This is a genomic window from Nitrospirota bacterium, assembly GCA_016180645.1.
Taxonomy (GTDB): Bacteria; JACPQY01; JACPQY01; order JACPQY01; family JACPQY01; genus JACPAV01.
The window spans coordinates 122,993-145,737 of the sequence record JACPAV010000004.1 but is presented as its reverse complement, the minus strand read 5'-3'; the positions used below and the strand labels follow the sequence as shown (position 1 = coordinate 145,737).

Sequence of the window (22,745 nt, the reverse complement as noted above, 5' to 3'; positions counted from 1 at the left end):
TGGGGAAGGACCCCCGGGCGCAGCGATCTCGATTGGGGAATCCGTGCAGTTCTGTCAAAATCCCGCGCTGTGAGAATGAGGTGTGTCACCCGGCTGATCGCGCTGGCCATGGCGTCATGCGCGTCCGCAGATTCACCCGCACCCAGGCCGTTCACCACGTTTGCCTTCTATTATGGCTGGTACGGAACGCCGGAGGTTTCAGGACGATGGGTGCACTGGGCCGACGCCGGGCACGATCCGACGAAACTCGATGTGCAAGGTCTGCCCGACATCGCCGCACTCCGGCATCCCGCCGAAGGCCTGTACGACTCGAACGACGATGCCGTTATCCGCCGACACCTGGATCTCGCAGAGGCCGCCGGAATCGACGTTCTCATCGCCACGTGGTGGGGCTTCGGATCGTTCGAAGACCAGTCGTTCAAGAAGTTGACCGATGTGATCGAGAGGGACCAACGGCGAATCCGGGTGGTGATCTACTACGAACGTTTCCCCGAGGACCGGATCGAAAACGGCGTGGCGGAGATCGAGCGCATCGTGAGCGAATACGGCGCGCGACCCTCGTATTACAAACAGGACGGCAAGCCCGTGATTTTCTTCTACGGCCGCGTAATCTTCCCGCCGTTCTTCTGTTTCGCGGAAAACTGCCCGGCGGATCAGCCTGTGGAGGTAGACTGGGCGCCTTACATGGAACGGCTCAGGGACTCAGCATTCTTGACCGGCGACGCTCTCGGCCTCAGCCCGGTGACGAAGCGAGTGCACCGCGTGATCGCAAACGGTTTCGCCGGCGTCCACATCTACAACCCGTCTGCGGAAATGAGCTACCTGCAATCGAATCTGGATAAACATCTCTCGGGGTATGTGCAGGAGGTGAAAGCATCGGGTCGCCTTCCGGCCGTCACCATTGTGCCGGGATACAACGACACACAGATCGGCCGGCCCTACGCATTCGATTTGGACCGGCGCGGCGGCGAACTTTACCGCGAAATGTGGAAAGCGGCCAAAGCCTCCGGCGCGCCGTGGATCCTCATCACGAGCTTCAACGAATGGCACGAGGGCACGGAAATTGAACCCAGTGCTGAACTCGGCGATCTCTATCTTCGAATCACGAAAGCGGAAACGAACGGGTAGACCGTGGGCAGGTTGGCGGTCCCCCTCAACTGATCTTGTAACGATGCGCGATTCGCACTAGGCTCCCGCCAAGGACGCAGGGAAGCAGAAATGATGGAACCGTTTCCGTTCTGTCGCGATTGGTTTTCGCCGGGGGTCAAGCAACGCGGATGGGACTACGCCCTCTCCGGGCGAGTCAGGATCGCCAAGGCCTCCGCGAACGCTCTTGTTGCCTATGTCAGAGGCACCCATCCGTACGTGGTCTCCATTCAGGCCACGCAACGCAAAGCGCTCCTCTCCTGCGATTGCGAGTTCTACGCCGGCGGTGAATTCTGCAAGCACCTCTGGGCCGCCATGGTGGTGGCCGCACAGAACGGTCACCTTTCAGAGCTGCTTCGGCCCGGGTATCGTCCTGTTTTCGAGGGCCCGGGCGACGAGGGCGATTGGGGGGACGATGAGTCGGACTTGGTGGAACAGATGCGTCCGGGAAGCCGGATGCCGCCGGAATCTCGTTCGCCCTCACAGCAGCCCCGCAATCCCCAGAGTGCCTCCTGGAGATCGCTTTTTCACGAGACGTATCCCTCGCAACAGGCGGCGCGCGAGGCACAAAGTCAGCGCGGCGAACGCCAAGTCTTCTATTGGATGAACGCGGACGACGTTAGGAATAGCGGCCAGTTTCGCCTTCACGCCGGCCTGCGCAAACGCCTCAAGAACGGAGGCTGGAGCCTGGGGTCGTTGAAGCTGCGTGACTACCCGTATGGGGCGGCTCCCATGACCCAGGAGGACCACTCTGTCCTTGGCCTTCTCCTGCCGTCTCGCTCGTACGGAGCCCGATACTGGGAGTACGATGAAGGGACCTTCCCGCTGAACGAGGCCCAACTCAACGCCCTCCTCCCGCTTCTCTGTGGGACGAAGCGATTCTTTGCCTGGGACACCGGGATGGAGCTGAGCGAGTTGTCCGAGCCTCTGACCTGGGATGAGGGTGCGCCGTGGCGCGTCGTTTACGAGTTGTCGCCGACGCCGGAAGGAGCCTGGTTGGTCCGCGGGGAAATCGTCAGGGATTCTGAACGGATGATCCTGTCCGATCCGCCCCTCATCCTGGCATCAGGCTTCCTCTTCAGGCCGGGGATCGTCTCGCGCCTCCGCCTGGAAGGTCCGTGGTCGTGGGTCCTGGCCCTTCGCCAAGGGAGGGAAATCCGGGTGCCGGGACGCGAAGTCGAGGTGTTCCGGAAGCAGGCGATCGAGATGTCCGATCCTCCGCGGATCGAGTGGCCGGAGACCCTGAGGCTTTCCGAAGAACGACCACGGCCCGTTCCTCTGTTGCGCGCCGCGAAGGCGACTGATCGGGAGAACTACTTGTTGCTTGAAGTCTCCTTCGACTATTTGGGCGTCAAGGTCCTGGCGAACGAGCCCCGCCCGCGAATGGTCGAGTCGGGCCGCGTGCTGGTGCGCGACATGGAATTCGAACAGGCCGCCCGGCAGAAGCTCCTGGACGCGGGGGCGAAGCAAGCATACGAGGGCTTAACCGTCTCCTCGGGCCGATTCCTTCCCCTCGTGCGCGCAACGATGGAGGCGGGCTGGAAAGTGGAAGCCGAGGGCGGACTCCTCCGCCGCGCGGGAACATTTCGGATGGACGTCAGTTCGGGCGTGGACTGGTTTGAGTTGAACGGCGCGGTGGATTTCGGCGATGAGAAAGTGCCGCTGCCGAGGCTGCTGGAAGCCGTCCGCCACGGGCAGCACTTTGTTCGGCTGGGAGACGGGAGCGTCGGTCTTCTGCCGGAGGAGTGGATGACGCGGATGGGATTCGCTTTGGATTCGGGGGAGATCCACGGCGAAGCGATCCGGTTCAAGCCCAGCCAGGCGCTTCTGCTCGACGCGCTGCTTGCGTCGGGCGAGCAGGCGACGTGCGATGAAGCCTTCTCACAGCTCCGCTCGCGCCTCGCCGCGTTCGATGGGATCGCGCCGGTGGAACCACCCGCGGATTTTCATGGGAATCTTCGCCCGTACCAGAAGCAGGGCTTGGGATGGATGACTTTCCTCCGCGATTTCCGCTTCGGCGGTTGCCTGGCGGATGACATGGGCCTCGGGAAGACCGTCGAAGTTTTGGCCCTGCTCGCGGCGAGGAAGAAGGACGCCGCGCGGCCGTCGCTGGTGGTCGTCCCGCGCTCGCTGATCTTCAACTGGAAGGCCGAGGCGGAGCGGTTCTCGCCGAAGCTGCGACTGCTGGACCACAGCGTGCCATCGAGGGAGCGGGGGCTGAACCATCCGAGGAAATTTGACGTGGTGCTCACGACCTATGGCACGTTGCGGCGCGATATCACCGGGATCAAGGATTTCGAATTCGATTACGTCATCTTGGACGAATCCCAGGCCATCAAGAATGCGAGCACGGCCTCGTCGAAGGCGGCGCGTCTCTTGAAAAGCCGGCACCGGCTCGCGCTGAGCGGCACACCGGTCGAGAACCACCTGGGCGAACTCTGGAGCCTCTTCGAATTCCTAAATCCCGGGATGCTGGGGCGGGTGACGCACTTCAAGAGGGAGTTCGGGTCCGCGGAACGGGCCGACACCGAAAACGCGCGGATGCTCGGACGGATCCTGCGGCCTTTCATCCTGCGGCGAACGAAAAGTCAGGTGGCGAAGGATCTGCCGGAAAAAGTGGAGCAAACGATCCTTTTCGATTTGGAAGGCCATGAACGGTCGCTGTACGAGGAATTGAAGAAGCACTACCGCAGGGAATTTCTGGGGAAGGGCCGGGAGCTGTCGGGTCGGGAGAAAATTCACGTTCTGGAAGGATTGCTTCGGCTCCGCCAGGCGGCGTGCCATCCGGGACTCCTGAATCCAAAGTACAAGGAGGATTTGAGCACGAAACTGAACGTGCTGCTTGAGCGGCTGACTGAAATCGTCGAGGAAGGCCACAAGGCGCTCATCTTCTCGCAGTTCACCAGCTTTCTCGCCCTCCTGCGGCCGTGGCTGGAGCGCAAGAGCCTCCGGTATGAATACCTCGACGGCCAGACGAGAGACCGGGAGGAACGCGTCAAACGGTTTCAATCGGATCCGGAGTGTCCGCTTTTTCTCATCAGCTTGAAGGCCGGGGGTCAGGGACTCAACTTGACGGCGGCGGGCCACGTGTTCCTGCTCGATCCGTGGTGGAACCCGGCCGTGGAGGCGCAGGCCATCGACCGGACGCACCGGATCGGCCAGACGCAGAACGTTTTTGCTTTCCGGCTCGTCGCTCGCGGCACCGTGGAGGAGAAGGTCATCGAGCTTCAGGGCCGGAAGAAGGAGATCGCCGACGCCATCCTCACCGAGGACAACGCCTCCCTGCACCGCCTCACCCGGGCGGACCTCGAAATCCTGCTGTCGTGAGGCCGGTTCCGGCGAATCAGGGCAAGAGATCGAGGCGCGGCGTAAAGGAGGGTCGGTAGACGGAGAAGTGCTTTCGGTCGAAGGTGAAGACGCTGCTGATGCGGTGCTTCTCGCAAAGTGCGAACGTGGAGCAATCGACCAAGCCAAAGTTCTGGTCCCGGTACCTCTTCCGAATCTTCAGCGCTTCCGTGAGATCGAACGGCTCGACGGGCAGAAGTTCATAGGAGGAGGCCATGATGGCTTCCCACCAGAGGAAGGCTGGTTTGATGCCTGCTCGGTGTTCGATCAGAGACCAAACCTCTGTGAGGATGAGCGCTGACGTGGCCAAGGAAGCCTTTTCGATTTCTGATTCGTGGAGCGCCTTCGCAGCGGTGTGGTGGATGTCGCCGTCGTCCGCCAATGCGTACAAGGCGCCGGCGTCCACGAAGATCATTCGTGGGGATTCTTCTTCCTGAAAATCTCTCCCAGAACTTCGTGGTGGCGCTCGGAGACATTGTCACCACCTCCACTGAACAGACCAACGATTCCCATTCCTCGCTTCCGGTCTATCGGCGCAGGAACGCGCAGATTGACCGCCTCCCGCATCAGTTGCGAAACGGTTTTCCCCTGCCGCTTCGCCTCCCGAAGCAATCTGAGGCGCTGATCTTCCTCAAGGTAAACAAGCGTCTTGACCATAATCGACATATATCACATATGTCGCATATCCACCCGGGGTTCCGTCAAGCCCTGAATCCGTCGGCAAGAGATCCCCCGCCTTGTCATCCTGATCCCTTCGCCACGCGTCATTCCGAGCACCTCGCTCGTCATTCCGAGGCGTAGCCGAAGAATCGCTCATTCGCCGCTCAGGGTAAATTCCGCGATAATCCGGACGAAACTCTTGCGTGGCGCCGATATCCCGTCTTTTCGCCAACACAAACGAGGCTCACGCCGAGTGCGGCCCCTGACAATTCATCCCCATCCTTCCGCTTGGCCTCAACAGGCGGCATGATGAAACGTACGATGCCTGGATTCGACCCCATACCCCCCAGGAACCGGATCACGCGCTCGTTCACGGAACCGTGGCGGCCTACGAAGATCGCCTACGGCCAAAGGCCAAGTTCAGGAATTGCCAAATCTGTCTAGCTGTCCGCGGATCAAGGGAACCGACAAGGCTGTTGATCCGGATCGCCCACGGAGTCTGTGTTGCGCGAGGCATTGACGACTCTTTCCTCTGCTCATTACAAAGAATCTCTATAGGACGGTCAAGGGCGCGTGCCAGCCTTGCAACTACGTCCAATCCGGGGTTCCGCTTGCCGGCCTCCAGGTCGGATATGTAATTGACGGCAAGATTCGCCCGCTCAGCAAGATCTTCTTGAGTCAACCCCCCCGACAGCCGGGCCCGGCGGACGTTCTTGCCGAAAATGCGGCTCAACTCAGGGTCTCCCTTCTTCCCCACAACCATTAGTATTACGAACCCCTGAATCTGATGAATCATTAGAAGTAGATGTTGACAACATATACAGATATTGGAATACTGCCCGCCGTGAATATCGGTGACATCCGAGTTCTCACTGCTCTCGCGCTCTCCTGGGTCGTGTTTTCCGGATTCTGCTGGTCGGTAGACAAATCGGCAAAAAGGGTCGAAGAGGCCATTACCAAAGGAGAGGTGGCGGGGGCTACTGAGGCGCTCGAAGAATTCAGGGAGGATTGCGAAGAATCTCCCGTTCAGTTTGGCATGGACGAGTATCACGCCAAGCAACACTTCCAAGCCCTCCACTCCAATTTCAGGGGTCGAATCAGTTCGCTGGAAGAACAAGAAGTCAAGCAGGCCATGCGTGTCCAAGTTGACCGGATGACTGGAGACCTCGGGGATTCCCCGCTCGTCTGTCATTGGGAGCGTTGGCCTCAGCCGAAAGAGGGGCCCTGCCCCAACGACGACCACAAGCGGAATATCTGCGCCGACGCCGACAGGGGCATCCAGAGGCAGTCACTGGTGATGTATTCCTTCTGCGGCGAGAAAATCAAGTCGGTAAAGGACTTGGTCCGACTGAAGAACGAATGCAAGGCCGGAGAGATCCAGCTTCTCAGTAAAGAAGCGGGAGAAATCATCTCGAAGAAGTGGCCGGGAAACTATTGCTTCCCATTCGACGGTCTTGCCCAATTGGATCTGGAGAGACAGGAGATGGATCGTGAGAAACAGATCAAAGAATTCGGAACGTCCTTGGAATCCTTGGTGGGGCCGCTGATGCAGGAGGGGAAACCCGATGCGGCTTACGAGAGTCTGACATCATTTCTGAAGGCAAATGAAAACCTGCTGGATTCTCGCGAGGAACTGCCCGAGGCGGCCCGGAAGGCTATCGAGCCGGCGGATGCTCTAGTCAAGAAGGTCCTGGAACCAATTTGGACGGCGAAGTTCAAAGCCGTGGAGAGTCAGGTCGCTCAGATGCCGCTGGAAGGGGGGGATCGCAATGACAACCAGTGCACGATGGATGACATCCTGTGCAAGATGAACGATGTGGACTGGGAAGTCGAACAAGAGAGCCGGCGGATTTATAGTTCTTCTGACAGTAATTTCTATCATTCAGAAAAGCCCATCTTTCCGAAAACGAAAGCATGGCTGGAGGCTGCCGCAGCAACGACTCGTGAGCGTGCGGAGAAGGTCCGCACACAGAGAATCACCAAACTCTTGAATCCGAAAATTGCCAAATGCGCCAGCCTCACCGGCAAAGAGCGGGCCCTCATGAAGAAGCTTGAGAAGTGCAAGAAACATGGATGTCCTCCGGCTGAATTGGGCACGGCAATAAATCAATTGCAGGACATTGACGGGCAACTGAGCCCAATCAGAAATGAATTTGACGAATGGGTCAACGGTGGAGACCGGAGAGGGGGAACCGTCCCGGAGTTGGAGACGCTCAAGCGGAAGGCCTTTTCCGCCGGGTGCCTGTTTTGACGAAGGAGGATCACCATGACTGAGAATCAAAACACCCAAACAGCCTCGCCAAGACAAGGGCGATGGTTCCGACGTTCGTGGTTTGTTGTTCTCATGCTTTTCCTCTTCTTCCCCATCGGGCTGATCCTTGCTTGGACTGGAGATGTATCCAAGAAGGGAGGTCAAATCTGGGACAAGGCGCGGAAGCTCCTGATGACCGTTGTCTTCGGCCTCCTCTTTGCCGCTTACGTCTACACCAATTACGCGACCGAAAAAGACGCCGACCAAGGCGAGGTAGCGCAAGTTCAGGAAAGCGGCTGGAGCCGCGAGCGGTTCTATCAGGCCTACAAGAGTGCTGGCCTGCCTGCGCTGCCTCCCGGCGAGGAACTGCCCATCGATACCGATGAGAGCTATCCGAACAAGCCGAACGTGATCCACTGGGGATCAAAGGTCGGGATAGAGGGATTTCACGTTCAACTGGCAGGAAATCCTAACGATCTAGAATTCATTGAGGTGAGCCTTCCTGCGGATAAGAGTGGCCCCAAGTTCGTTAAACTAATTCGTGCGTTGACCGGGGAAACATCAACGAACCCACCGGAAGCCTTTGCCAAGCTGCCCGAGCCCATGCAGAATCTGTTTCGCACCACGGGCGCGGCGGGGTCACCCACGGCGACGCAGTTCATCTTCAATCAGGCCCAAATGCTGGTGAACAACGTTCCAGAGCGGGATCTCACAAAGGAAGATATTCCCATCATGCCATTCCACAAGATAACGATCTACACCAACGCGGATAGAACGGCGGCGAATTTCTGGCTGAAGGAGTAGGAAAACAATATGGATCGGTTTGAATCCATCGTCGGAAGGTCGCTCACAGCAGTGCTGCTGGTCCTGCTTCAAGGGTGTCGTGGCAAGACTGAAAGTGGACCGGTGGTTGAAGCGAAGAAAGTGGTCTCGGAGTATCTGAAGGCACCTTCGACCGCAAGATGGGTGTCGGCTTCCATCGCGGACCAAGCTCCCCCGCAATATATCGTTCATGTGGTCGTAGATGCTCAGAACTCGTTCGGGGCGATGATTCGGAACAGCTACTGTGTCTATGTGAGACTGGGCGAAGGGGGGAAGCTCGACACTTCGGACCCAAATGAATGCAGCACGCCCCCGACCCCGGACGAACTGTATGTTATGAAAGTTGGGTTGAAGGCGCTGGGTGGTGTCGAATGGGGGAAGTAATGCTTGGGGGTCAAAGTTGAATATTGATTGACTCCCGGGAGAAACTACCCGCCTCAAGCGGCCCCGGATGCTACGCGGCCTGGGCCGTCGTCTTTCGACGCAAGGCTACTTTTTGGAACAGCGCACGACGCCGCTCCCGCCAAACGGGGTCATTTCTGAGGTAGTGAGATTTCACGGCCATCGCCTCGGCGTCGAAAAATTCGCCCTTGCACTTCATGCACCGAAGACGCCTCAGCGCCGGAACGGTGACCCCGTGCATGGGGTTCAATCTCACCGTGTACTCGGAGATCACGTATTTCACGCGCCGACTGTCGCAGGACGGGCATCGACTCAACACCATACAACCCATTTCATTCTAGCACCTTCGATGAAATCAGAAAATAGTAGATCGCGGCCTCCCCTTCCCCACGAATCGTGCCCTTGGTGTAAATCCACACGCCATGATTTGTCGGGCCATGGATGACGTAAAGCTTTTCACCCGGCTTGTTTCGCCGCGAACTTCGCGAACGGATCGTTTTCTTGATGGCTGAGGCGTTGAGAATCGACTCTTTAACGTCGTCTTCATCGATGCCATCCACTTCCATCTCAAGCCCCGCCTTGTCCGTGAACAGAAAACGTCCGGCCCGCACAAGCCGCTTGATTTCTACCAGCACGGCCTCCATGTCGCATTTCTAGCAGGGCCGTTGGGCATTGCAAGAAGCCGGGCACGTATACCTCCTGAAGCTGTATCCTTGCGATGGGGCGAGTACTGGGGTCAGGCTACGGCACGGGCAGGATTTCGCCGAAGCGGGGAAAGTGAATTTTCAGCTCGGGGCGGCGGGCGGCGAGTGATCGGAGCCGCGTGATCGGCTCCTTGGTCGGTTCCGCAGAGAGAATGAACGTCGAGTGGTGCATCGGGATCATCGCGCGGGCGCCGAGATCGGTCATCGCGTTCACCGCATCCTCCGGATTCATGTGGTGATGACGGATGGGGGGCGGCGAATAGGCCCCGATGGGCAGAAGGGCGAGATCCAGTTTCGCTCTCGCTCCAATTTCCTCGAACATGGCGCGGCAGTAGCCGGTGTCGCCGGCGAAGTAGACCGCCGTGCCGCCATACTCCGCGATCAGCCCCCCGTAGGTCGGTTTCCAGAGCTGATCGAAGCCATAGCGCCCGCCGAAATGCTGGGCAGGGACGCGGGTGATCCGCAGACCGTCCAGCGAATACGACTCACCCACTTCGAGGAAAAGGCTCCTTCCCATGGCCACATCCCGCACGTAGGACTGGGCCCTCGCCGGGAAGATAGGCCGGGCAAGGGGAAAAGCTGAGGCCAGCGTCTTCAGACTCGGTCGGTCGAGATGATCGAAGTGTGTATGGGAGACGAGGATGTAGTCCAGCTGCGGGATCTGATCGATCGAGATTGCGGGTGGTTTGAGGCGCGGGAGAATGGTGACCCGCTTCGAAAAGACCGGATCGGTGATGAAGATCTTGTCTCGGATCTTGAAAAGGAATGTGGAGTGGCCGACCCAAACCGAGGCGGTGGGCAGGCCCGCGAAGGCATCGCGGCTGTAGAGACCGTTCGACGTGCTCATCAGAGGGTTTTCTTGAATCTCTGGATGCCGAGGAGCGTGAAGATGATCATGAAGCCGGCCAGGACGGCGAAGTCCACGGCAACCGTCCCGAAGCCGGTCCCCTTGATCGTGAGCGCGCGGATGCCATCCATGTAGTACGTGAGCGGGAGGAGCCGTGGGACGGGCTGGAGCCACGTGGGCATCGCTTCGATGGGGAAAATGAAACCGGAGAGAAGGACCGAGGGGATGAGAATGAACACCGCGAGGAACACGGCTTGCGGTTGAGTCTGTGAGAACGACGATATCAGGGCGCCGAGGGCGAGGAGTGAACAGATGTAGAGCGCCGCGAGGAGCACGATGAGAATGGGGGCGCCCTTGAACGGGAGGTCGAACAGGAGATGCCCCGCCCCGATGATGACGGCGAAATCCACCGCGGCGATGACGGCATATGGAATCATCTTGCCCACGATGAGCGCCCGGCGGGTGATGGGTGTGGCCATAAGTTGTTCAATCGTACGCTGCTCACGCTCGCGCACGATGCTCAGCGAAGCGAGGATGAGGGTCACCTGCATGATGATGATGCCGATGATGCCCGGCAGGAAAAAGTCTGTGTCCTTGAGGTCCGGGTTGAAGAGGATCTCTTTGTCCACACGCACCGGCGGTGGGCGAAACTTGGGGGACTCCTTCTCGGGATCTTCGAAGACAAGGTTGGCCGCGAGATCCTCCCCGGTCAGGACGTTCGCGCCGTTCATCGCGGCCATCGCAAGCACGGGCATGCTCCCGTCCACGAAGAGCTTGAGCGTGGCCGTCTCATTGTTCGTCAGCTTGTCCGAGAAATCGTCGGGAATGACGAGTCCCAGCCGGGCCTTGCCTTTGTAGAGCAGCTCGCGGATCTCATCCTCGTCGCGCACGTCGATAAGGCGGAATCCCGCCTCGGAGATGATGGTGTCGCGGATCTGCATGCTGAAGATGCTGGTGTCGCCGTCGAGGATCGCGACGTTCAAGTTGTCCACCTTGAGCCGGAGGGCGTAGCCGAAGAGGGCGAGGAGGAGGAGCGGAGCGCCGAAGATGAAGACGAGCATCCGCCTCTCCCGCCGGATGTGGATGAATTCCTTGCGGACAACCGCGCGAAGCATTCGCATCAGGATCCTCCGCGATGGGTGAGCGCCACGAAAACATCCTCCATCGTCGGTTCGGCGGTTGCCACGCTCGCGGGGTCCAATCCACAGGGTTTCAGGGCCTTCGCCAGCGCGGTGCCGTTCTCCCGGCTCTTTCGTAAAACCACTTTCAGGGTGTTTCCGAATTGGTTGAAGGTCTCGACGCCGGGGCAATTCTTCACGGCCTGAACGACATCGGGACGGAAGGTCGTTCGGATTTCGAAAACGTCCCGGTCGGCGAGGAGGCTCTTCATTTCGCGCGGCGCTCCAAGCGCGATGAGTTTCCCTTTGTAGATGAAAGCGAGACGGTCGCACCGTTCGGCCTCTTCCATGTAGTGCGTGGTCACGAAGAGCGTGGTGCCCTGCCCTTTCAGGGCATAAAACATGTCCCAGAGTTCTTTCCGGGTGACGGGGTCGACCCCCGCCGTGGGTTCGTCCAGGAATAGGAGCGAAGGTTTGTGTGCCAAGGCCGTGATGAGCGCCAGCCGAGTCCTATAACCACCCGATAGTTCGCGGGCGAGTTTCCTGCGGTGTTCCTCGAACCCGTAGGCACGGATCAACTCGTTGAAGCGCGATTTATCGGAATGGTTGTAGAGCCAGGCGTAGAATTCGAGATTTTCCTCCACGGTGAGATCGGGATAGAGTCCGAACGCCTGCGCGACGTAGCCGATCCGTTTCTTCACTTCCTCGGATTGGCGCACGACATCGAAGCCTAGCACTTTCGCCTCGCCTGAAGAGGGCGCAAGAATTCCCACCAGCAGCCGGATCGTCGTCGTCTTCCCCGCCCCATTCGGGCCGAGGAACCCGAAAACTTCTCCTTCCGAGATGGACAGGTTGAGCCGATCGACGGCGGCGGATGCCCCGAACGTTTTGGTCAGCGCGTGGGTCTCAATGGTGTTCATGTCAGGTGCCCGTATTTGCAGTAATGGTCTACAGCAAACGCCTCGCGGCCTCAAGAACGGTGTCCGGCGGCAGTTGGCCTATGCAATTGTTGTGATCGGGGTAATGGGGGGACACCATACCTATCCGTGAATGAAGGATCCTGTCCCGGGAATTTCCGGATGCCATGGTCGGAGGGGCCGTGAAGGCGTACGAACAGGTCCTCGGTTGACCCCGGAGGGCTTCGGTTTCATCTCATATTGGAATAGGCAAGAGGTAGAATCTTTGCATAACCGCGTTCTGTCATGAATGCATCGAACTCTTCCGCGGTGTAGAACTTGCCGAAATAGTTTGCGATGACGTATGGGTGACTCCCGTCGACGCCGGAGCGAACGTCCCCATGGGCGCACTGAATGTACGCTGGGTCTCCCCCCGCATAGAAAGCCGTTTGGGGATAGTCGACCAGAACCCTCCCGCCGTCCAAGTTGATCCGCCGAACCTCCTTGGCGGAGAAGAACGGGACCGTTTCCGACTTCGCCATCTGGCTGAAACGGTTGGCCCGGTATCTCAGAACGACCTTCGCCCCACCGAAGCAGACAATTGCCGCCACGGCCACGGCGAGGATGTTTTGCTTTCTCAGGGTTGCGAGGCCGCTGCCCGCAATCAGGCAGAGACCGTAGAGGCCAGGATAGTCGTAGTACCTGTTCCCCATGAACGCTATGGGATAGGGGACCGCCAGGGCAAGCCAAATTAAGCTGTAGGCAAGAAGATGGCGTTTCTCCGGAAGCGGCTTCATCAGACCGATCACGACAAAAAGGAAAATGGGGGGGCCAACATGTTCAGGCAGCCACAGGAAACCCTTTGCCAGAGCCGGAACAATTCCATGCAGGTTGTGCTCCCCCGGTCTGGAGAAGTACCAACCCGTGCCGCCTCCCGTGTCAAGGTAGTTCAAGACAACCCATGTCGCAGAGGGGAGAACCGAGAGCCCCATGAACCACGCGAATTTCTTCGGCTCCCTCTTGAAGAAAAGGGAATAAAAAGGCACAAAAGCAAGGACCATCGTCTGTTTCGTCAAGATCGAGAGCGCCTGGGCTGAAGTCGCCCAGGCTAGGGAGCGGTTCGCGAGCTTCTGCCGCCAGGAAAGGAGCAGCGAGAAGGCAAGGAGTCCGAAGCAGCCGGACATAGACTCCAACTGGACGTTCCTGGAGAAGTAGATGATGGAGGGGGCTGCCGCGGCGCACAGTGCCGCTAGGAGGCCGACTCGCCTGTCCTGAAGTTTTCTCCCTATGGAAAAGACAAGATAGACCGAGAGCAGTCCGAACAGGAAACCGGGCAAGCGGGCCGCCGCTTCGCTCACGCCGAAAAGCTTGAAGCTCGCGTAGATGATCCAAGGATACAACGGCGTTGTCGTGTGGTCTTCACCGAGGTCGTTCATCTGCGTCCAAGGTCCGTACTGGTCGAAATTGAGGGCCGTCGTTGCATAGTGGCCTTCGTTCCAGGCGTGCTCGTTGTTGAACGGTGTGGCAAACAGAGGTAGCCGCAGGACGGCCGCCAGCGAGAGGATCAGGGCAACCGCCTTCAGGGGTCGTGGCTCAAAGGCGGCGCTCCGGGCAACTACTGCCATGTCCCATCTTGGCATGGAACGTGGTCGCTTGATAGGGCGGTCCTATTGGATTCGCATCCACCGCGTGACCGCGGACCACGGGGAACTTTTCTTCGAGTGCAACCGAAACGGCAAGAGCGGAGCAGTGTCCTATGCGGCCTCCGGAAGGAACTCGGCTGTCTCCCGCCTGACCGGGCGAACATGAAAGGTCACGACCCTCCGCCCCTTCCTTCTCAAACTTTGCGCAAGTCGTTTGTTGATGGCCAGCAATTTCCTATCCTGCGCGGGAAGGAAAACCACTTCAGCACCGGGCGGGATGAGATCCAACAGGTCAGGATGTTCGAGGGTGTAGAGAAGAAACAAATGCGCCAGATCCAAGTTCTTTTCCACTGCGCCAAACCGCTTCATCTCTTCATCTCCTGCTCATAGGCCGATCGATACCATCGCCATATTGTTCTGAGGTCCTTGATAGCAAATGAAAGTGCAATGTTGAAACTGGGAAAGTAGACCGGTTGCTTGTCCTGCGAACCATCGGGGTGAAGGATGTCTTTGTGGGCAAATGGGTGCGCCGTGTCGTATCGAACTACGGGGCGCCATTTCCCCCGCGAGTGGGCCTCATGCTGAACCGCGAAACCTCGAACTTGACCCTTCTCGGTCCACACGTGAACCCGCAGTCGGTCTTCCCCGTTTTCCGAGAGGGAGATGAAGTAGGATTTTTCCCATGGCATCAGAACATAACCCTGACAACTTGGGTCGCTTCCAGCAGGTTCATGCAGTTGTGATGGCCTTTCGGGCAGCGATGGGGCGCATGGAAGACGGTGCAGGGGCGGCAGGGGAGGTCTTCAACGAAGACGGGTTTCTGGTTGGGACGCCAGGTAAGGGCCTTTGGATCGGTCGGACCGAAAATACCAATGCTGGGTACGCCGAGGAACCTGGCGAGGTGCAGGCCGAAGCTGTCCACGCCAATGACCCACGTTGCGGACTGCAAAGCCGCGGCGGATTCTTGCACGGTCAGGCCGGTCAGGTTGGTCACGTGGTTCGGCGCTCCGGAACGAATTCGCTCCGCTTCTTCGGTTTCACCTGAAGTTCCGAGGAGGATCATTCTCGTCGACGGCTCGCCGGATAATCGCTTCAACAAATCGGCCCATTTCTCGTCCGGCCATTTCTTCGTCGCGATCTTGCTCCCGAAGGTGATGGCGATTCGTTGCTTGGCTTCAAACCAGCCTTCTTCCGAGAGAATCTTCCGTGCGCGCCCCAGTGGGACATCGCTCACGGTGAAAATCATGCCGTCGGGGGGCAACCTCAGACCGAGCAGCGGGTAGAAGTCTCGATACCGGCCTTCAAAAGTGTCCTTGGGAAACTCCAGCCGCCGGGTGTGCAGGAAAGAACCCGGCCCTTTGCGAAACCCGATTCGTTCCGCCGCGCCGCTGAGTCGAGCAAGGACGGCCGAGGCGGCGGAAGTGTGCGCCACGACGGCGATGTCCGGCCTCATGCGTCGAAGCCGACCGGCCAATCGGATCATGTCCACTGGATTTCGTTCCTTGCCGCGCTTGTCCCATACGACCACATCTTGGAAGCAGGGCTGGCCTTGCCAGACGTCCGCCGCCTCGCGGGACGTTACCCCGATCAATCGAATGCCCGGCTCCTTCGCCTTGAGGGCCACCGCGAGAGGTAGGCAGAAGAGAACATCGCCCGGGTAGGCCGTCTGGACCAGAAGGACTTTCTGACCAGAGAGTAGGTGGATCGATTCGTCGGTCGTGCGCTGTGCTTTCAACGTGGGCATGGGGGGACTATGATACCTGCCGCAGAACGCCTTGTCAGGACCACTGAATGAATCGAGCCTATCTAAAGCGTTTCAAACGGGATCAGAGAATCGTCGACCTTCTAGAGAGGAGGGCGATCCGGTCCATCCTTTCGGAGATCGCTCCACGCGGTCCATTCCGAGTCCTGGACGTACCATGCGGATATGGCCGGATTGCCGGTGAGGCCGGCGCGGTGGCGAATTTCATGGTCCAGGCTGATCGATCGGCGGAAATTCTCTCCTTGGTCCACGCGGCTGACGGTTCTGGTCCTCGAGTGTGCTGTGACATACGGCACCTGCCCTTTCGAAGCGGCTCCTTCGATCTCGTCTGCGTGGTCCGGCTCTGGCACCACTTGCGGGATGCGGAAGTGCGGGCCGCCGTGATGGAGGAGCTGGGAAGAGTCTCGACGCGCTACGCCCTTGTTTCGCACTACCGGCAGGCGGGACTCCATGCCTTGTCGCGCCGCATCGGGGGCCGATTCAGCAAGAGGGTGCGGATCAACATGCTGGCCCCCGGTCAGTTTGAGAAGGAGGCGGAGACGCATGGATTCAGCGTGACGCGGACGGAGAGGGTGCTTCCGCTCGTCCATGCCCAAACGCTCTCGCTCCTCGTCCGGAATTGAACCGATGGCGGGTCGGCCAAGTCCCATCGGCGCATTGAGCACGGTGCCCGCACCGCTCCCAAGGTCGGTGGACAATGTGCTCGCCGTCGTCTTTGCGCTGCTGGCCTTTTTCCTGCCCTGGGCGGAGTGGCCGAAGAACGTCGTCCTGGGGATGATAGCGATCATCTTCCTGGGGCTGTGGACAACCGGGCGTATCCGTACGCGCCCATTTTCTCTTCTGGATGCGGGGTCGCTGGCGCTGGCCGTAGGGTTCGGCTTGTCGCTCTTCTCCACGCCGGACCGGGCGTTGACGCTGAAGTGGTGGTGGAAGACCGCACAGGGACTGCTTGTGTTGTTTATGTTCTCCAGACTCCTCCGCGTGGCGCCCAGGGCGGGTCGAACGCTGGGATGGTCGCTTCTCACTTGCACAGCCGCGGTCGAGCTTGCCGCCATCGTTGCTTTCTTGGCCTCGGGGCGGCATCTGGCCTCAACCCCGCAGGAGCGAATCCCCATCTTCGCGGTGGCCCAAAGCTCATCGGCAATCTACTTGGAATTCCTTCTCCCTGTGGCGATCCTGCACTTCGTCCAATCGCCTGGGCGCCGCGCGCCCTGGATCTCAGCGCTGCTCGGGTCCGTCCTTGCACTGGGGATCGCCTTGACGCTATCCCGAGTCGGCTTCGTGGTCATGGCGCTCACGTTTGTGTATGCCCTCTTTCGATGGTCGAAGCGGAGCCGGCGGTGGGTTATTCCCGTGCTGATTCTCCTGGGTGTCTGGCTGGCCATTCCGGGGGGGGGGGGCGAGCGTTTTACGACGGACATCAGGGCCGGCTTCAAAGAATCCAGTCTCCAATGGAGGCGGGACGTGTGGGTGGATGCGTGGGAACTCTACCGGACACGGCCGTGGACCGGCTATGGGCTGGGAGCTTTCTCGAAGCAGTTGGATCCGGGCTGGTCCACCTCGGTTTATCGGCACATTCACAATATCTTCCTTGCCGGCCTGTTTGAGGCAGGGCCTGCGGGATTGATCGGTGTGGTCGCGTTCGTCGGCGCGATCCCTTGGGCGCTCTGGAAGCGTCGCAGAGAACCGGGGGCGGAGGCTGCGCTACTGGCTTGGGGCGCGCTTGCGATTCACGGCTTGGTGGAATATCCGATCCGCGATGAACCCTTCATCGTTTTCTGTGCGGTCTTGGCGCTGGCGGGCCGGCGCTCGAACGAGACGGTCGCATGAAGATATTTCACTTGGATGAATCCACCGTCTGGGGCGGGGCCGAGAACCAGTTGACCCTGCTCCACCGAGGCCTGATCGACCGGGGGCATGAATCCGTGGTTTTCTGCCGGCCGAGGAGCCCGCTGGGCGAAAGGTTGCAGCCGATTCGGGCCGGTACGCGCGCGTTCCGGCCTCGCTTTGAAGGGGACATGCTCTCCGCCCTCCACTTGGCCCGAACTGTTCGGAAAGAGGAGCCCGACATCGTGCATGCACACACGTCGCGTTCTCACGCTATAGCCCGGCTTGCGGAACTCGTATTTCCAGATTTCAGGCTCGTGGTCTCACGGCGTGTGAACTACCCGATTCGCCGAAACGGATTCAGCCGGCTGAAATATCGATTTGGAGTGGAGCGTTACATCGCCGTCAGCGAAGCCGTGAAGAACACGCTGGTGCGGGGAGGCGTGGCGGCGGCGCGCGTGTCGGTCGTCTATTCCTGCGCTGGGAATGCCGGTCAGCCCGTGGTCCGCTCGGCAAGGAGCGGTGCCTTTGTTGTCGGATTTGCCGGTCGCCTTGAAAACAACAAGCGGCCCCTCGATGCCATCGAGGCGGTCGAACGGCTGAGAAAGGAAGGATTGAACGTCACTTTGCGGATGGCGGGTGGGGGGGGAATGAAGGACCGCATTGCGGGTGAGGTGCAGGCCAGGGGGCTGCGGGAGGTCGTGACGCTTCTGGGGTATCAGGCGGACCTCCGGCAGTTCTTCGGCGACATCGATGTCCTGGCGTTTTGCTCCGATGGAGAGGGACTACCAAATGTGGTCCTCGAATCAATGGCAGCCGGCGTTCCGGCCGTGGCCGGCCGCGTGGGCGGGGTGCCCGAGATCCTCGACGATGGAGAGACCGGGTTGCTCTATCCGAGCGGGGACGTTGCGGCATTGGCTCTGGCGCTCAGGAAGCTCATCGAGAATCCGGACATTCGCTCCCACATTGCGGAGAAAGCTCAACGGCAGGTGAGATCCGGATTTCTTCCGGAAACCATGGTGGAGAAAACGGCCGGAATCTACCGAGAGTTGCTGGAGGAGTCCCACTTACCTGGAGCTTGAGAAGGTCAGTCCGGGAAGTCGGCGAACGTAATCAAGTGGCGGGTGGTGAGGGACACCACCGCCGAGCGCCCCAGGACTCGGCCAAAGAAAGTGATTTCGGCGACGACTTCGATCCGATCGCCGCCCGAACGAAGCGCAGCGAGCGGAGGCTGCTGTTTCTCATTGGCCTTGACGATCTCCACATCGATGCTGGTGCTGTTCTTTGCGGGGACCACGGCCAGGATCGGGACGTTGGCAATGTTGTGGGGGGTGGTGATGCCCTCCACGGATTCCACATCCAGCCGTCGGTAGTCCACCCGGTACTGCTCGATCCGAAGTTCAAGGGTAGGGAACTCCATGAAGTTCTCGATCGTAACGGAAACCTCATCCGGGAGGCTTGAGCCATCCGCTTCCACTACATCGCTGTTCGTCGTCGTCCTGGGCGAGACAGCGGACTTGGAGAGAGGAGTCACACCGCTGATTCGGACATCGAACTCACTTGTTCCACAGCGCAGGGCCAGCAGGGCGAACAGGCAGGGCGCCAGACGCAGGAGATGGCGGTGCCACATAGGAGGTAAATCGGACGGTCCGGCGGAGGCCTTTAGCTCCGAGCGACGAGGGGATCGTAGGGGAGCATCTTTAGATGCTCCCTCCCACCGGGAGGGTCTGAAGACCCTCCCCTACTCCTGGGTTTCGACCGGCAGTTTTCGCCCAACGATCGTGTGGCCCGCAATCTTGACGATGTCGACGCTGACGGTGTTTTCAGGCTCTTCGGCGACCACGCTGCCGGGTGCGAAGACCGTTCCGTGGCTGAGAATGATCTGCACCAGCCATAACGCGGCCAGGACCCACAGAACTTTGCGAATCGCTCGAAGTTCTTGACCGAAATCTTGCATAAACACCTCCGGTTTCCCGTCCCCCGGCTTGGAATGGTATCAGGGCTCGGGTTTGGTTTTCCAGCGGTTGTGGAGCCAAAACCACTGTTCGGGGTACTGACGGACGAAGCGCTCGATGACCGCCGTGCATCTCTGCGTGAGGTCGTGTGTCGCCCGATCGAGGCCGCCCTCCCGAGAGGGGAAGATCGGCGGCTCGTAGCGGATGATCATCCGTCCATCCGACGGATCGCGGAGCGCGAACAGGGGCATCAGCGGAGATCCGGACCGCAGCGAAAGCAGGCTGAACCCCTTGAATGTGCAAGCCGGCCTTCCCAGGAAGTCCACAAAGATTCCCTCTCCACGGAGGCAGTTCTGGTCGATCCAAAACGCGACGTGGCCGCCGTTTCGTAGATGGCCGAGCATGGGCTTGAAGGAATCCCTCATGTCGAACACCTGGAGACCTTTGGATCGGCGAAGAGAGTTGACGTACCGGTCCACATACGGATTCTTGATGGGACGCACGATGACGCCGACGTTCATCGTCGGATATCGGAGGGTGTGGCAGGCGACCCACTCCCAGCATGCAAAATGTCCGCTGAATCCGATGACGCCCTTTCCGGCTCGTATCGCCTCGGCATAGTGGTGTTCGTTTTCAAACCGGATGTACTGCTCCAGATTGTCCGATCGGATCCTGGGCAGGTGCGCGTATTCGGCGAGGGTGTGTCCCACGCCGGAAAGGACGCGCCGGCGCATGAGCCGGGACTCCACTCGACCTGAAATCACTTGGCCGAGGTGTCGCTCGATCATGTTCACTCGATAGGGAACGATTCCAAACAGAGCGCGCGCGAGAGCAGCGCCGAGCGATCGGCTGACCGCCAAAGGAAGAAGACGAAAAAACCACAGGAGGCCCTGCAGAAGGTACGATTCCACCCGCCAGAGGGAGCGCCTCACGATTTCCATAGCGAGTCGAGTTCGATTTCAAGCATCGACCGATTGGGATGCCAGGAGAGTTCAGTCCGGGCCGCGAGGAATCGATACCGGCCGGTGTCGTTCCCGCCTTTTGATCGGAGCACGGGGGTGAAGCGGATGGCGTCTTTCGTCGTGGTTACAAGAGTGGTGGCGCCCTGATTTTCCGCCAGGGCGGTCAGGGCATCGAAGTCCCGCGGCCGATACAGATGATGGTCGGGAAAGACCATGGAGCCTGCAACGCTTAGTCCCCCCTCCTGGAGAGTTTCGATGAATCGATCCGGACGCGCGATCCCGCAGAACGGGACGATCGTGGCACCGTGCATCGCTTCGAGGGGCACGGGGTCGCCGGTCCACAGGTTGATCATGCCTTGGAGGCGGTAACCCACTCGAAGGCCTCGGACGCCCGGCGTTTGCCCGGGGGATGTGCTGCCGAGGTAGATTCTCACACGCGCGCCACGGACCATCCAAAGCGGAGTTCTAAGAAAGAGTTGCCTCAGCCATCCGGGAGATCGCAGAGTCAGGTCGGGATCAAGCGCGACGATATCGAGATCCTTCCGGAGACTCATGACTTGGAGTCCATCATCCAAAACGATCGCGTCAACGGCTCCGGCCCCTTCCGCGGCGCGCGCGGACTCCGCGCGATCTGCGCCGACCCAGACCGCGGCGCCGGGCACTTCTCTGGCGATGAGCGTGGGCTCGTCCCCGAAAATCTCCGCCGCCCGAGGGTCCCCGGCATCAACCTCCATGACCCCAGCCGAAGACCGTCCGTACCCGCGCGACAGGACCGCCACCCGCTTTCCCTTTCCGATGAGGTAGCGGGCCAGTTCGATGGCCAACGTGGTCTTGGCGCTTCCGCCCCATTCGACGCCGCCGATCGAAATGACCTTCGCCCGGGTCTCCACCAAGGGGGGGGCGGCGAGCTTCTTCCAGGCGAAATGGATCCACCAGCCCGCGCGATAAAGCAGGTAGAGGGGAAGAAGCCAGATGCTCACGGCATTCATGGAAGTGAGCCTCGGCAGAAGAGATCGCATCACGGCCATGGCGGGGGCATCGTATCCCATGCCCCAAGATGGGGAAAGAGATCCGTCAAGCCGGAAGATACGCCCGCAGCTTCTCCAGCGTGCGTTCGAGGCTCTCGGCGTGCGCTTCGGCGTCCTCCAACAGGCGGTAGGAATCGTTGGCCGGTCGGCCGTTCCCGGCCCGCAAAAGCCGCTCGGCGGTGGATGACATCTCATCGGCGTTCCGGATCACGTAGCCGAGACCACGCGATTCGGCGAATTGGCACTCCTCCACTACGTTGAAACGCGACGGACCGAACAAAGTGGGAACTCCCCAGAGGGCACTCTCGAGAGGATTGTGGCCGCCCAGATTCACAAGGCTGGCGCCGACGAACGCCAATCGGGCATGCGGATAAAGATGGGCCAGTTCGCCGAATCGATCCCAGATCAGCACGGGTGCGGTCCAGGAGGGAGGAGCGGACCCGGCCGCCTCCATCAGTCCGGAGGCGCGCACCGGTTCGAATCCCCGATCGGTGGCCATCCGTACAATCTCCCCTACTCTCTCCAACTCGCGGGGGACGATCATGAGCTTGAGGTCGTCGAAACTTTTTCGGAGCTTTGCGAAGGCGTCGAGGAGAACCGGTTCTTCCCCGGCACGCGTACTGCCGCCGATCACGAACTTGTGCGTGGAAAGCCACGCCAGCGGAGAAGAATCCGGCGACCCCTGCCGCACCCGTTGGACAGCGGCCGCAAACCGGAGGCTTCCCACCACGTGAACCCGCTCCGCGGGCACCCCCAGCGCGCAGAAGCGGTCGCGATCCTCCACGGTTCTCACCAAGTATAGCCGGGGGACCAGAAAGATCGGCGCGAGGAGGAACCGGAAGCGCATGAAAGACCGGAACGAACGCTCGGAGAGTTTCCCGTTGACGAGGAGGACCGGGACCCGCCGAACGTGGGCGAGATAAATCAGATTCAGCCAGAATTCGCTGTTGACCAGGATGAGCGCCTTCGGGCGGGCGGCTGCGAAGAGGAGCCGAACAAGCGGATAGAGATCGGGCGGTAGGACGAGGGAGGGAAACCGGCCGCGGGATTCGCGTCTGCCCATTTCGGATCCTCTCAAGGTGGACGTGGTGAGGAGCGAGCACGCGCGGCCGCGCGCCTCCAATTGGCGGAGGAGCGGCATCACGGTGACCACCTCCCCCACGCTCGCCGCGTGAACCCAGAATCCACCGGCCTGGAGGTCGAGCGAACCAGGATCGAGCGTTCTCAGGACGTCGAATCGCCCCACCAATTCCTTCCGGAGTTTGGATGAGAAAAGCGCGGCGAAACACCAGGCCGGCAGGAGCAGCACCAGGGCGAGGCCCCAAAGAACGTTGTACGCGAAAATCAGGATCGGCACAGGGAGTCAGCCTTGGACGT

Annotated in this window: 24 protein-coding genes; 8 read left to right on the top strand and 16 right to left on the bottom strand. The window is 60.0% G+C overall.

Annotated elements, in window-relative coordinates; translation table 11 throughout:
• Window positions 1-69 precede the first annotated feature (69 nt).
• Window positions 70-1,128, top strand: coding sequence for a hypothetical protein (locus tag HYT87_03720; protein MBI2058856.1), 1,059 nt, complete (start codon window positions 70-72; stop codon window positions 1,126-1,128).
• Window positions 1,129-1,218: 90 nt separating this feature from the next.
• Window positions 1,219-4,473 (top strand): DEAD/DEAH box helicase, encoded by a 3,255-nt coding sequence (locus HYT87_03715; GenBank protein MBI2058855.1) that lies wholly within the window; start codon window positions 1,219-1,221, stop codon window positions 4,471-4,473.
• Between the two features lie 16 nt (window positions 4,474-4,489).
• On the opposite strand, the gene HYT87_03710 is transcribed toward HYT87_03715, so the two are convergent.
• The 3 genes from HYT87_03710 to HYT87_03700 form a co-directional block, all read right to left on the bottom strand.
• Window positions 4,490-4,906 (bottom strand): type II toxin-antitoxin system VapC family toxin, encoded by a 417-nt coding sequence (locus HYT87_03710; GenBank protein MBI2058854.1) that lies wholly within the window; start codon window positions 4,904-4,906, stop codon window positions 4,490-4,492.
• Window positions 4,903-5,148, bottom strand: coding sequence for a hypothetical protein (locus HYT87_03705; protein MBI2058853.1), 246 nt, complete (start codon window positions 5,146-5,148; stop codon window positions 4,903-4,905). The genes HYT87_03710 and HYT87_03705 overlap by 4 nt, the downstream gene beginning before the upstream one ends.
• Window positions 5,149-5,539: 391 nt before the next feature.
• A complete protein-coding gene (locus tag HYT87_03700) occupies window positions 5,540-5,914 on the bottom strand; it encodes a helix-turn-helix transcriptional regulator (protein MBI2058852.1) in 375 nt (124 codons plus the stop codon).
• An 81-nt stretch (window positions 5,915-5,995) separates the two neighbouring features.
• Here HYT87_03700 and HYT87_03695 point away from each other — a divergent pair, with 81 nt between their 5' ends.
• Genes HYT87_03695 through HYT87_03685 form a run of 3 tightly spaced genes read left to right on the top strand, consistent with a single transcriptional unit; the run spans window position 5,996 to window position 8,608 of the window.
• Window positions 5,996-7,402, top strand: coding sequence for a hypothetical protein (locus tag HYT87_03695; GenBank protein ID MBI2058851.1), 1,407 nt, complete (start codon window positions 5,996-5,998; stop codon window positions 7,400-7,402).
• A gap of 15 nt (window positions 7,403-7,417) precedes the next feature.
• Entirely contained in the window at window positions 7,418-8,206 is a 789-nt protein-coding gene (locus HYT87_03690) for a hypothetical protein (GenBank protein ID MBI2058850.1), read from the top strand.
• A gap of 9 nt (window positions 8,207-8,215) precedes the next feature.
• A complete protein-coding gene (locus tag HYT87_03685; protein MBI2058849.1) occupies window positions 8,216-8,608 on the top strand; it encodes a hypothetical protein in 393 nt (130 codons plus the stop codon).
• A 70-nt stretch (window positions 8,609-8,678) separates the two neighbouring features.
• Here the strand turns inward: HYT87_03685 and HYT87_03680 are convergent, their stop codons facing one another.
• The 8 genes from HYT87_03680 to HYT87_03645 form a co-directional block, all read right to left on the bottom strand.
• Window positions 8,679-8,909 (bottom strand): hypothetical protein, encoded by a 231-nt coding sequence (locus HYT87_03680; GenBank protein MBI2058848.1) that lies wholly within the window; start codon window positions 8,907-8,909, stop codon window positions 8,679-8,681.
• 49 nt (window positions 8,910-8,958) lie between these two features.
• Window positions 8,959-9,270, bottom strand: a complete 312-nt coding sequence (locus HYT87_03675; protein MBI2058847.1) for a hypothetical protein — start codon at window positions 9,268-9,270, stop codon at window positions 8,959-8,961.
• A gap of 97 nt (window positions 9,271-9,367) precedes the next feature.
• Complete coding sequence (locus tag HYT87_03670) at window positions 9,368-10,177, bottom strand: MBL fold metallo-hydrolase (GenBank protein ID MBI2058846.1); 810 nt, start codon at window positions 10,175-10,177, stop codon at window positions 9,368-9,370.
• Entirely contained in the window at window positions 10,177-11,298 is a 1,122-nt protein-coding gene (locus HYT87_03665; protein ID MBI2058845.1) for an ABC transporter permease, read from the bottom strand. Before HYT87_03665 ends, HYT87_03670 begins: the two co-directional genes overlap by 1 nt.
• Window positions 11,298-12,215 carry an ABC transporter ATP-binding protein gene (locus HYT87_03660; GenBank protein ID MBI2058844.1) on the bottom strand — a complete coding sequence of 306 codons (918 nt, stop codon included), beginning with the start codon at window positions 12,213-12,215 and terminating at the stop codon, window positions 11,298-11,300. Before HYT87_03660 ends, HYT87_03665 begins: the two co-directional genes overlap by 1 nt.
• A 227-nt stretch (window positions 12,216-12,442) precedes the next feature.
• Window positions 12,443-13,816: a glycosyltransferase family 39 protein gene (locus tag HYT87_03655; GenBank protein MBI2058843.1), complete on the bottom strand. Its 1,374-nt coding sequence runs from the start codon at window positions 13,814-13,816 to the stop codon at window positions 12,443-12,445.
• Window positions 13,817-13,945: 129 nt separating this feature from the next.
• Window positions 13,946-14,203 (bottom strand): hypothetical protein, encoded by a 258-nt coding sequence (locus HYT87_03650; GenBank protein MBI2058842.1) that lies wholly within the window; start codon window positions 14,201-14,203, stop codon window positions 13,946-13,948.
• 319 nt (window positions 14,204-14,522) lie between these two features.
• Window positions 14,523-15,578 (bottom strand): glycosyltransferase family 9 protein, encoded by a 1,056-nt coding sequence (locus HYT87_03645; GenBank protein ID MBI2058841.1) that lies wholly within the window; start codon window positions 15,576-15,578, stop codon window positions 14,523-14,525.
• A gap of 47 nt (window positions 15,579-15,625) precedes the next feature.
• Between HYT87_03645 and HYT87_03640 the strand changes: the two genes are divergently transcribed.
• Genes HYT87_03640 through HYT87_03630 form a run of 3 tightly spaced genes read left to right on the top strand, consistent with a single transcriptional unit; the run spans window position 15,626 to window position 18,505 of the window.
• Window positions 15,626-16,219 (top strand): class I SAM-dependent methyltransferase, encoded by a 594-nt coding sequence (locus HYT87_03640; protein MBI2058840.1) that lies wholly within the window; start codon window positions 15,626-15,628, stop codon window positions 16,217-16,219.
• Window positions 16,185-17,426, top strand: coding sequence for an O-antigen ligase family protein (locus HYT87_03635; GenBank protein MBI2058839.1), 1,242 nt, complete (start codon window positions 16,185-16,187; stop codon window positions 17,424-17,426). The genes HYT87_03640 and HYT87_03635 overlap by 35 nt, the downstream gene beginning before the upstream one ends.
• The gene (locus tag HYT87_03630) at window positions 17,423-18,505 is read left to right on the top strand and encodes a glycosyltransferase (GenBank protein ID MBI2058838.1); all 1,083 of its coding nucleotides are present in this window, start codon (window positions 17,423-17,425) and stop codon (window positions 18,503-18,505) included. The genes HYT87_03635 and HYT87_03630 overlap by 4 nt, the downstream gene beginning before the upstream one ends.
• A 5-nt stretch (window positions 18,506-18,510) precedes the next feature.
• Here the strand turns inward: HYT87_03630 and HYT87_03625 are convergent, their stop codons facing one another.
• The 5 genes from HYT87_03625 to HYT87_03605 form a co-directional block, all read right to left on the bottom strand.
• Complete coding sequence (locus tag HYT87_03625) at window positions 18,511-19,053, bottom strand: hypothetical protein (GenBank protein MBI2058837.1); 543 nt, start codon at window positions 19,051-19,053, stop codon at window positions 18,511-18,513.
• Window positions 19,054-19,164: 111 nt separating this feature from the next.
• Window positions 19,165-19,380, bottom strand: a complete 216-nt coding sequence (locus HYT87_03620) for a hypothetical protein (GenBank protein MBI2058836.1) — start codon at window positions 19,378-19,380, stop codon at window positions 19,165-19,167.
• Window positions 19,381-19,419: 39 nt separating this feature from the next.
• Complete coding sequence (locus HYT87_03615) at window positions 19,420-20,319, bottom strand: lysophospholipid acyltransferase family protein (GenBank protein MBI2058835.1); 900 nt, start codon at window positions 20,317-20,319, stop codon at window positions 19,420-19,422.
• Window positions 20,307-21,389: a tetraacyldisaccharide 4'-kinase gene (gene lpxK / locus HYT87_03610; GenBank protein ID MBI2058834.1), complete on the bottom strand. Its 1,083-nt coding sequence runs from the start codon at window positions 21,387-21,389 to the stop codon at window positions 20,307-20,309. Before lpxK ends, HYT87_03615 begins: the two co-directional genes overlap by 13 nt.
• A 25-nt stretch (window positions 21,390-21,414) precedes the next feature.
• The gene (locus tag HYT87_03605; GenBank protein ID MBI2058833.1) at window positions 21,415-22,725 is read right to left on the bottom strand and encodes a hypothetical protein; all 1,311 of its coding nucleotides are present in this window, start codon (window positions 22,723-22,725) and stop codon (window positions 21,415-21,417) included.
• Between the last annotated feature and the right edge of the window lie 20 nt (window positions 22,726-22,745).

Coding starts and splice junctions, on each gene's coding strand:
- HYT87_03715 (MBI2058855.1), top strand. CDS start 1,219: ATGATGGAACCGTTTCCGTTCTGTCGCGATTGGTTTTCGCCGGGGGTC.
- HYT87_03710 (MBI2058854.1), bottom strand. CDS start 4,906: ATGATCTTCGTGGACGCCGGCGCCTTGTACGCATTGGCGGACGACGGC.
- HYT87_03705 (MBI2058853.1), bottom strand. CDS start 5,148: ATGGTCAAGACGCTTGTTTACCTTGAGGAAGATCAGCGCCTCAGATTG.
- HYT87_03700 (MBI2058852.1), bottom strand. CDS start 5,914: ATGGTTGTGGGGAAGAAGGGAGACCCTGAGTTGAGCCGCATTTTCGGC.
- HYT87_03690 (MBI2058850.1), top strand. CDS start 7,418: ATGACTGAGAATCAAAACACCCAAACAGCCTCGCCAAGACAAGGGCGA.
- HYT87_03685 (MBI2058849.1), top strand. CDS start 8,216: ATGGATCGGTTTGAATCCATCGTCGGAAGGTCGCTCACAGCAGTGCTG.
- HYT87_03675 (MBI2058847.1), bottom strand. CDS start 9,270: ATGGAGGCCGTGCTGGTAGAAATCAAGCGGCTTGTGCGGGCCGGACGT.
- HYT87_03670 (MBI2058846.1), bottom strand. CDS start 10,177: ATGAGCACGTCGAACGGTCTCTACAGCCGCGATGCCTTCGCGGGCCTG.
- HYT87_03665 (MBI2058845.1), bottom strand. CDS start 11,298: ATGCGAATGCTTCGCGCGGTTGTCCGCAAGGAATTCATCCACATCCGG.
- HYT87_03660 (MBI2058844.1), bottom strand. CDS start 12,215: ATGAACACCATTGAGACCCACGCGCTGACCAAAACGTTCGGGGCATCC.
- HYT87_03655 (MBI2058843.1), bottom strand. CDS start 13,816: ATGGCAGTAGTTGCCCGGAGCGCCGCCTTTGAGCCACGACCCCTGAAG.
- HYT87_03650 (MBI2058842.1), bottom strand. CDS start 14,203: ATGAAGCGGTTTGGCGCAGTGGAAAAGAACTTGGATCTGGCGCATTTG.
- HYT87_03645 (MBI2058841.1), bottom strand. CDS start 15,578: ATGCCCACGTTGAAAGCACAGCGCACGACCGACGAATCGATCCACCTA.
- HYT87_03640 (MBI2058840.1), top strand. CDS start 15,626: ATGAATCGAGCCTATCTAAAGCGTTTCAAACGGGATCAGAGAATCGTC.
- HYT87_03635 (MBI2058839.1), top strand. CDS start 16,185: ATGCCCAAACGCTCTCGCTCCTCGTCCGGAATTGAACCGATGGCGGGT.
- HYT87_03630 (MBI2058838.1), top strand. CDS start 17,423: ATGAAGATATTTCACTTGGATGAATCCACCGTCTGGGGCGGGGCCGAG.
- HYT87_03625 (MBI2058837.1), bottom strand. CDS start 19,053: ATGTGGCACCGCCATCTCCTGCGTCTGGCGCCCTGCCTGTTCGCCCTG.
- HYT87_03620 (MBI2058836.1), bottom strand. CDS start 19,380: ATGCAAGATTTCGGTCAAGAACTTCGAGCGATTCGCAAAGTTCTGTGG.
- HYT87_03615 (MBI2058835.1), bottom strand. CDS start 20,319: ATGGAAATCGTGAGGCGCTCCCTCTGGCGGGTGGAATCGTACCTTCTG.
- lpxK (MBI2058834.1), bottom strand. CDS start 21,389: ATGGGATACGATGCCCCCGCCATGGCCGTGATGCGATCTCTTCTGCCG.